Source organism: Streptomyces sp. SM1, assembly GCF_002910825.1.
GTDB lineage: Bacteria > Actinomycetota > Actinomycetes > Streptomycetales > Streptomycetaceae > Streptomyces > Streptomyces okerensis.
Genome location: NZ_NEUB01000200.1, coordinates 1 through 7,143 on the forward strand (window position 1 = coordinate 1; position 7,143 = coordinate 7,143).

Annotated in this window: 9 protein-coding genes and 1 pseudogene; 8 read left to right on the forward strand and 2 right to left on the reverse strand. The window is 70.9% G+C overall.

Annotation, left to right across the window (positions count from 1 at the left end):
* Nucleotides 1-212 (forward strand): annotated as a pseudogene (locus B9S61_RS41485) (sigma-70 family RNA polymerase sigma factor); the annotation flags it as partial.
* Nucleotides 213-266: 54 nt separating this feature from the next.
* Nucleotides 267-764: a GNAT family N-acetyltransferase gene (locus tag B9S61_RS04595; protein WP_103541040.1), complete on the forward strand. Its 498-nt coding sequence runs from the start codon at nucleotides 267-269 to the stop codon at nucleotides 762-764.
* Here the strand turns inward: B9S61_RS04595 and B9S61_RS04600 are convergent, their stop codons facing one another.
* Together B9S61_RS04600 and B9S61_RS04605 are read right to left on the reverse strand one after the other, a co-directional pair.
* A complete protein-coding gene (locus tag B9S61_RS04600) occupies nucleotides 765-1,205 on the reverse strand; it encodes a hypothetical protein (RefSeq protein WP_103541041.1) in 441 nt (146 codons plus the stop codon).
* A gap of 1 nt (nucleotide 1,206) precedes the next feature.
* Nucleotides 1,207-1,566 (reverse strand): hypothetical protein, encoded by a 360-nt coding sequence (locus B9S61_RS04605; protein WP_103541042.1) that lies wholly within the window; start codon nucleotides 1,564-1,566, stop codon nucleotides 1,207-1,209.
* Nucleotides 1,567-1,729: 163 nt separating this feature from the next.
* On the opposite strand from B9S61_RS04605, the gene B9S61_RS04610 reads away from it, so the two are divergent.
* From B9S61_RS04610 to cbiE, 6 genes are all read left to right on the forward strand, one after another.
* Nucleotides 1,730-2,380, forward strand: a complete 651-nt coding sequence (locus B9S61_RS04610; RefSeq protein WP_103541043.1) for an HAD family hydrolase — start codon at nucleotides 1,730-1,732, stop codon at nucleotides 2,378-2,380.
* Between the two features lie 400 nt (nucleotides 2,381-2,780).
* On the forward strand, nucleotides 2,781-3,818 hold the full coding sequence (locus B9S61_RS04615; RefSeq protein WP_181007242.1) for a methionine ABC transporter ATP-binding protein: 1,038 nt from the start codon (nucleotides 2,781-2,783) through the stop codon (nucleotides 3,816-3,818).
* Nucleotides 3,815-4,552 (forward strand): methionine ABC transporter permease, encoded by a 738-nt coding sequence (locus tag B9S61_RS04620; protein ID WP_181007243.1) that lies wholly within the window; start codon nucleotides 3,815-3,817, stop codon nucleotides 4,550-4,552. The genes B9S61_RS04615 and B9S61_RS04620 overlap by 4 nt, the downstream gene beginning before the upstream one ends.
* Before the next feature lie 71 nt (nucleotides 4,553-4,623).
* Nucleotides 4,624-5,451 carry a MetQ/NlpA family ABC transporter substrate-binding protein gene (locus B9S61_RS04625; protein ID WP_103541045.1) on the forward strand — a complete coding sequence of 276 codons (828 nt, stop codon included), beginning with the start codon at nucleotides 4,624-4,626 and terminating at the stop codon, nucleotides 5,449-5,451.
* 133 nt (nucleotides 5,452-5,584) lie between these two features.
* Nucleotides 5,585-6,223, forward strand: coding sequence for a GNAT family N-acetyltransferase (locus B9S61_RS04630; protein ID WP_103541046.1), 639 nt, complete (start codon nucleotides 5,585-5,587; stop codon nucleotides 6,221-6,223).
* Nucleotides 6,224-6,350: 127 nt separating this feature from the next.
* A partial coding sequence (cbiE, locus tag B9S61_RS04635) for a precorrin-6y C5,15-methyltransferase (decarboxylating) subunit CbiE (RefSeq protein WP_103541047.1) occupies nucleotides 6,351-7,143 on the forward strand: 793 nt, incomplete at its 3' end.

A 7,143-nucleotide genomic window follows, 5' to 3' on the forward strand; every position in this document is an offset into this window, starting at 1 on the left:
CCGCCCGCCGCCGAGCCCTGCGGGACGCCGTCCGCCGGCTGCCCGGCCGCTGCCCCCGGCTGATCGAGGCCCTGCTGTCCCCGGGCGATCCGACATACCGGGACGTCGCGGGGGAGTTGGGTATCTCACAGGGCAGCGTCGGCCCGGAACGTTCCAGATGCCTGGGATGTCTGCGGCGATTGCTCACACCGGAGGTTGCGGGGCGCCGATGACGGGGATAGGAGTGAGGGACGACAGATGATCAGGTGAGCGGGAGGCATGCACACATGGGCATGAGCGTGACCATCTCTGCGGCGGCCGAGCAGGACGCGGAGCAGATCTTCAGGCTGCAGTACCTGTGCTTCCAGGGCGAAGCGGCGCTCTACGGCAACTACCGCATCGACCCCCTGGTCCAGACCCTCGACTCGGTCCGCGAGGAGGTCACCGCCGACTGCGTCTACGTCGCCCGCCTCGGTGACGAGATCGTCGGCTCGGTGCACGGCAGGGTCACCGAGGACGGCGCGGCCGCCATCGGCAAGCTCTGTGTCCACCCCCGCCTTCAGGGACACGGCATCGGCGCCCGGCTGCTCAGGTCGGCGGAGGCCGCCCTCGCCGGTGAGCGCGGTGCCAGGACGTTCCGGCTGCACGCCGGCCACCGCAGCGAGAGCAACCTGCGGCTGTACAGCAAGGTCGGCTACCAGCGGGTGGGCACGTCCCAGGGCGCGGACGGCGTACCGATGATCGTCCTGGAGAAGAACACGGAGGCCTACGCGACGACCGCCTGATCAGGCCCCGGCCGTCCGGGGCCGCGCAGCGCGCAGCCAGTACAGGGCGGTCAGGGGCAGCAGCACCGGAATGAACAGGTACCCCATCCCGTACTCCGACCACACGGTCGCGTCGGGGAAGGCGGACGGCTCCACCAGCGTCCAGGTGCCGATCGTCAGCACGCCCACGAGCTCGGCGGCGCAGCACACCAGCGCCGCCCTGCGGGCCGTCTCCCCACCGCGCACCAGGGTGTACGTGATGAACCCGTAGACCAGCCCGGCCAGTGCCGACAGCGTGTACGCGAGCGGGGCCCGGCCGAACTCGGTGGCGATCTGGTACGCCGAGCGCGACACCGCGCCGACGACCATCACCCCGTACAGCCACACCAGCAGCAGACCGGGCCCGCCGACCAGCCGGGTCCGGCGCGGCTCCTGCCGTGTCCTCTCCCGCGTCGCGGCCATGTCAGCCCCTCCAGATGTCGAAGAGCCGTACCTCGAGCACGGCCAGCACGACACCGCTCGCGGCGACCGTCAGCGAACCCCAGCGGGTGCGCTCGCCCAGCGACAGGAAACCGGCCGCCGGGACACACGCGAACGAGCCGAGCAGATACGCCACGAAGATCGTCGTGCCCTGCTCCGGCTTCTCGCCGCGGGCCAGTTGCACGATCCCGACGACGAGCTGGACCAGCGTCAGCAGCGTGACCACGGCCATCCCGATGAAGTGCCAGTCCTTCGTCGGCTGATCACGGTAGGCGGCCCATCCGCACCAGGCGGCGAGCAGCAGCGCGGCGACACCGGTCACCAGCGTCAGGACGTCAAGCATGGCAGCGACTTTATTACGCCCCGAAACCCCCACCGCCCTCACCCCCACCCCCTCGGGACCCATGCGCCGGCCGGCGGTCCGGGGGCCGCCGGGTCACGCCCGCCCCCGGCGTCCCTGCGCCGTGACGGCCGCCGGGGTGTGACGGACCCGTAAAGTCGATGGCATGACCATCCATGCCCAGGCCCTGCTGTTCGACAACGACGGAACCCTCGTCTCCTCCCTGCTGTCCGTGCAGCGCTGCTGGAGGCGGTGGGCCGTGGAGTACGGCATCACGGCCGAGCAGTTCGGGCGGATCGAGCTGCACGGCCGCCCGGCCGCCGAGATAGCCGCCGATCTGCTGCCCGCCCACGTCGTACCGGAGGCCGTCGCGCGGATCGAGGACCTGGAGGTGGAGGACGTACCGGACGGCGGTGTGCGGCTGCTGCCCGGTACCGAGGCCTTCCTCGGCGCGCTGCCGGCCGAGCGCTGGGCCGTGGTCACCTCCGCCACCCGGCGGCTGGCCGAGGCCCGTCTCGGTGCCGTGGGCATCCTGCCCAAGACCCTGATCGCCGCCGACGACATCACCCGCGGCAAGCCCGACCCCGAGCCGTACCTCCTCGCCGCCCGCACCCTGGGTGTCGACCCCGCCCACTGCGTCGTCTTCGAGGACGCCCCGGCAGGGCTCCAGGCCGGCCGGGCCGCCGGCATGCGGACCGTGGCCTTGGCCACAACCCACCAGGCCCACGAGCTGACCGCCGACCTCGTCGTCGAGGACCTCTCGGCCTTGTCCGCGCTGGTCACCGACGGGGGAGTGGAGATCGCCGTACGCCCCTGACGTGCGCACACGACTGTCCACGGCTGTCCACTATACGGACAGGCTTGTCCGGTCAGGAGTGAACCTCTGCTTTACTGGCCGCATGACCACGACGAGCGACCGCATCCCCGCGACCGAGGCGACCATGCCGCCCGGTGCTCGTTGTATGTGTCAGTGCCGAATGCGCGCCTTCTAGAGGGCCCCCGCACCATCTGAGCCTCGCGCCCCGAAGCGAGAGCCGGCCCAGGGCCGCGCCCGTGTCCCGCACGCGCGGCCGAGCCACGCCCCCGCGCGCACGCTTCTCCGCGGTCCCTTCGCCGCGCCCCGGGAGATCTGTGCCGCCCCGCTGCTCCGCACCCTGATTGCCTCGTGCTCCGGCGCGCCCCGACGCGCCGCGCACTCGACAGTGACGGATATCCACGTGATCACCACCTCCGGCCTGACCAAGGTCTACCGCTCGCGCGGTCGTGAGGTCACCGCCCTGGACGGCGTCGACCTGCACGTCCGCGAAGGCGAGGTCTTCGGCGTCATCGGCCAGTCCGGCGCCGGCAAGTCCTCCCTCATCCGCTGCGTCAACCTCCTGGAACGCCCCACCTCCGGCACCGTGACCGTGGCCGGCCGGGACCTCACCGCCCTCGCCGGACGCGGACCCCGTGCCGGCCGGGAGCTACGACAGGCCCGCAGCCGTATCGGCATGGTCTTCCAGCACTTCAACCTGCTCTCCTCGCGCACCGTTCAGGACAATGTCGAACTGCCGCTGGAGATCCTCGGCAAGTCGGGGAAGGAACGTTCCCGCAAGGCACTGGAACTGCTCGACCTGGTCGGTCTCACCGACAAGGCCAAGGCCTACCCCGCCCAGCTCTCCGGCGGTCAGAAGCAGCGCGTGGGCATCGCCCGCGCCCTCGCCGGCGACCCCGAGGTGCTGCTCTCCGACGAGGCCACCAGCGCCCTCGACCCGGAGACCACCCGCTCGATCCTGCAGCTCCTGCGCGACCTGAACCGCCGGCTCGGCCTCACCGTCCTGCTCATCACCCACGAGATGGACGTCGTGAAGCAGGTCTGCGACTCGGCCGCCCTCATGGACCGGGGCCGCATCGTCGAGTCCGGCACGGTCAGCGACCTGCTGGGCACCCCCGGATCCCAGCTGGCGTCCGCGCTGTTCCCGGTCGGCGGAGAGGCCTCCGGCGACGACCGGACGGTCCTCGACGTCACCTTCCACGGCGACAGCGCCACCCAGCCGGTCATCTCCCAGCTCTCGCGTACCTACAACATCGACATATCGATCCTCGGTGCCGCCATCGACACCGTCGGCGGGCTCCAGGTCGGCCGGATGCGCATCGAACTCCCCGGCCGCTACGAGGACAACGTCGTGCCGATCGGCTTCCTGCGCGAGCAGGGCCTGCAGATCGACGTACTGGACCGGGAACAGCCCGTCCTGGTGAAGGAGGCGGCCAAGTGACCTGGTCCCAGATGCAGCCCCTGCTCGAACAGGCGTGTATCGAGACGCTGATCATGGTCGGCTGGTCCACCCTGATCGCCGTGGCCGGCGGCCTGCCGCTCGGCGTCCTGCTGGTCCTCACCGGCCGGGGCGAACTGCTGCAGAACACCGTGGTGAACAAGGTCATCGGGCAGATCGTGAACATCGGCCGCTCGATGCCGTTCATCATCCTCATGGTCGCCCTGACCAGCTTCACCCGCTGGGTCACCGGCACGTCCATCGGCAGCGAGGCCGCGATCGTGCCGCTCGCCATCAGCGGCATCCCCTTCTTCGCACGCCTCGTGGAGACGGCCGTCCGCGAAGTGGACCACGGGCTCGTCGAGGCCGTACAGGCCATGGGCGGCAACACCTGGACGATCGTCCGCAAGGTCCTCGTCCCCGAGTCGCTGCCCTCGCTGATCGCCGCCACCACCACCACGGTCATCGCCCTCATCGGCTACTCGGCCATGGCCGGGGCCGTGGGCGGCGGCGGTCTCGGCGACTTCGCCGTCCGCTACGGCTACCAGCGCTTCGACAGCGAACTGATGTGGATCACCGTCGCGATCCTCGCCGTGGTCATCTCGGTCATCCAGTTCGCCGGCGACTACGCGGCCCGCGCCCTGCACCGGCGCGGCGCCCGCTCCGGCGCCGCACCGAAGCTGCGGCTCCTGAAGGCCGGGGAGCCCGCCCCGGCGGACATCCGCAAGGCCGTCTGAAACCCCGGCCGGACCCCATACCCCCCGTACTCCCCGATACGGGTCGCACCACCCAAGGAAAGGCACTTTTCGTGCGTAACACCGCCAAGATCACCACCGCTGTCCTCGCCGCCGGAGCCCTCACCTTCGGGCTCACCGCCTGCGGCTCTGACAAGGACGCCGCCTCCGACACCTCCGGACCCCTGATCGTCGCCGCGAGCCCCGTGCCGCACGCCGAGATCCTGACCTTCGTCAAGGACAACCTCGCCGAGAAGGCCGGCCTCGACCTCGAGGTGAAGGAGTTCACCGACTACGTCACCCCGAACACGGCGACGGAGGACGGCTCGGTCGGCGCCAACTTCTTCCAGACCCAGCCCTACCTCGACGACTTCAACAAGAAGAACGGCACGCACATCGTGTCCGTCGTCGACGTGCACCTGGAGCCGCTCGGCCTCTACTCGAGCAAGGTCGGCAAGGCCGACGAGCTGAAGAACGGCGCCACCGTCGCGATCCCCAACGACACCGTCAACGAGGGCCGCGCCCTGCAGCTGCTCGCCGCCAACGGACTGATCACCCTCAAGGACGGCGTCGGCACCGCGGCCACCCCCGCGGACATCACCGGGAACCCGAAGGACCTCACGTTCAAGGAACTGGAGGCGGCCCAGACGCCCCGTTCCCTCGAGGACGTCGACGCGGCGGTCGTCAACGGCAACTACGCCATCGAGGCCGACCTCAAGCCCGCCGAGGACGCCCTGGTCCTGGAAGCCGCCGAGGACAACCCGAACAACAACCTCCTCGCCGTCAAGGAGGGCCAGGAGGACGACCCGCGCGTGAAGAAGCTCGCCGAACTCCTCACCTCGCCCGAGGTGAAGAAGTTCATCGAGGACCAGTACGCCGGTTCCGTACTCGCCTCCTTCTGATCCCGCGCACCCGCGCACCCGGGGCCCGTCCACCACGAGGTGGGCGGGCCCCCGTGGTGCGGTCCGGTGCCTGCATGCTGCATGCTGGGCAGTTCAGCAGCACCCGACGGTCTCTCAGATTACGGAGCGGCGCATGACGAGCACCTTCCCCGACATCTCCATCAGCACGGAGCGGTTGGTGCTGCGTCCCCTCGACACCGACGACGTGCCCGCCCTCACCGCGATGATGAACGACGAGCAGGTCGCCGCCTGGACCGACGCCCCCCAGCCGTTCACCGAGCGGGCCGCCCACACCTGGATCACCGAGTCCGCCCCCGCCGAACGCGCGGCGGGCACCGGACTCGACCTCGCCGTGACCGAGTTCCTCACCCAGCGCCTGGTCGGCCTCATCCGGCTCACCAAGGCCAACTGGCACATCCGGTCCACTGAGCTGTCGTACATCATCGCCCCCTGGGCGCGCGGTGAGGGCTACGCCTCCGAGGCCGCGCTCGCCACCGCCCAGTGGCTCTTCGGCGACCAGAAGTTCGAACGCGTCGAACTGCGCACCGCCGCCGACAACACGGCCTCGCAGCAGGTGGCCCAGAAGATCGGCTGCATCAGTGAGGGCGTGCTGCGCGGCGCCTGCATAGCCCACGTCCGCGCCGAGGACGGCCGCTGGAGCGACGTGCGCACCGACTTCATCGTATGGAGCCTGCTGCCCGAGGACATCGAGGGCGCGGACGGACCCCTGGCCGACACCGGAGGGTTCACCACCTACCCGGACTGGAACTGACCTCCACAGGCCCGCTGCCGGGCGTCACCGACCGAGCGGTTCCCGGCCGTACCGGGTAAAATCTGCGGACCGCCCCCGCGGCGGAACAGCCGACGAGACCTGCGAAAACCTCAGGAGACTGACGACGATGGCCGACCGGGTCACGGTGATCGGCTGGGACGGTTCACCGCTGACCGCCGCGGCACGCGGGGCGCTGGGCGCCGCCACGCTGGTGGCCGGCGCCGCCCACCATCTGGCACTCCCCGAGGTGCCCGCCGGGGCCGAGCGCATCCGGCTCGGATCCGTCGCCCTCGCCGCCCGCCGCATCGCCGCCCACCGCGGCACGGCGGTCGTCCTCGCCGACGGCGACCCCGGATTCTTCGGCGTCGTACGGACCCTGCGCGCACCGGAGTTCGGCCTGGAGGTCGAGGTCGTGCCCGCCGTCTCCTCGGTCGCCGCCGCCTTCGCCCGTGCCGGAATGCCCTGGGACGACGCCCACGTGGTCGTCGCACACCCGCGCACCCTGCGCCGTGCGGTGAACGTATGCCGGGCCCACACCAAGGTGGCGGTACTCACCTCACCCGGTGCCGGCCCCGCCGAACTGGGCCTGCTCATGGACGGGATCCACCGCACCTTCGTCATCTGCGAGGAACTCGGCACCCCGAGGGAGCAGGTCAGCGTGGTCACCTCCGAGAAGGCCGCCGACCACACCTGGCGCGACCCCAACGTCGTCATCGTCATCGGCGGCCCCGTCGGACCCGTCGGCGCCGCCGACTCCGGCGGCTGGATCGCCGGACGCGACCCGTCGGGCGGCCCGCGCGGCTGGTCGCTGCCCGCGGGGGAGTACGGCGGTGAACTCGGCGAGGGCGAGCGCGAACCCCTGCGCACCGCCCAACTCGCCCGCCTCGGACCGCGTCTCGGCGACCTCGTCTGGGACATCG

Bases quoted from the DNA above. Each gene is read 5' to 3' on its own strand.
- B9S61_RS04610 (WP_103541043.1), top strand. From the start codon at position 1,730: ATGACCATCCATGCCCAGGCCCTGCTGTTCGACAACGACGGAACCCTC.
- B9S61_RS04595 (WP_103541040.1), top strand. From the start codon at position 267: ATGGGCATGAGCGTGACCATCTCTGCGGCGGCCGAGCAGGACGCGGAG.
- B9S61_RS04605 (WP_103541042.1), bottom strand. From the start codon at position 1,566: ATGCTTGACGTCCTGACGCTGGTGACCGGTGTCGCCGCGCTGCTGCTC.
- B9S61_RS04600 (WP_103541041.1), bottom strand. From the start codon at position 1,205: ATGGCCGCGACGCGGGAGAGGACACGGCAGGAGCCGCGCCGGACCCGG.
- B9S61_RS04630 (WP_103541046.1), top strand. From the start codon at position 5,585: ATGACGAGCACCTTCCCCGACATCTCCATCAGCACGGAGCGGTTGGTG.